The following is a 765-nucleotide window of genomic DNA, read 5'->3' as shown; positions in this document are numbered from 1 at the left end:
GCTCTTTGTTCAAATACATGATGGACGTTTGCAAGTCATACTCGGCCTTCATACCGAAATAATTCACTTCACCATAGGTTGGAGAAACATAGGTTTGCCACAGCGCCATCTCATGATCCAATTCTAGATTCTCTGGCGTTGGTAACCGCGTATCGAAGACAAATCGCCCACCTTTTTCTAGGTGCTTTGATATTGAGCTCAGTGCGCCTGCCAGCATGTCGTCACTTAAAAAGGCTTGGAATGCATTCCCTGTCATTATGGCTAGGTCAAACTTCTTACCTAACGAAAACTGGGTTGCGTCGAGATGAAGAAAACGTAAGTTACTCCTACTTTTGGCTTTGTCCTTTGCGTGTTTGAGCATCCCTTCAGAAATATCAATGCCAATGGCTTCGTTGAGTTGCTCAGAGACTGGAATCGTGACAATGCCGGAACCACAACAGACATCCAGTACACTTCGAGCATTGGTTTCTTCGATTAACCTTGTGATGAAAGCAATGTCGTAATGGTAATGCTGCTCGTATTGGGCATCGTATTCAATGCCCGACCCGAACTCGGTTAAATCTTGTGTTTTCAAAAACAGTCCTTGTTTGTTACTTATTTCAGCGGTGTGACTTTTTCAGCTCTAGCATCAAGTATCGACACACATAACCAACACCAGATACGTAACCAATCACATTTTCTAGGGAAACCACTTCCAACCCCGCCTGCTGACAGAGTTGTTCAACTTCACTTTCGGTATATGCCGTATGCACGACCGATCCACTA

General features: G+C 44.3%; 1 protein-coding gene and 1 pseudogene. Both read right to left on the bottom strand.

Annotated features, from left to right (window positions below; all coding sequences use genetic code 11):
• Nucleotides 1-574: class I SAM-dependent methyltransferase (locus R7E78_RS26125; protein ID WP_318058611.1), on the bottom strand; the 574-nt coding region annotated here is incomplete at its 3' end.
• Between the two features lie 25 nt (nucleotides 575-599).
• Nucleotides 600-765, bottom strand: a pseudogene (locus tag R7E78_RS26120) (class I SAM-dependent methyltransferase); the annotation flags it as partial.

The organism is Vibrio sp. YT-19(2023) (assembly GCF_033337395.1).
This window is presented reverse-complemented; position numbering and strand designations above follow the sequence as displayed.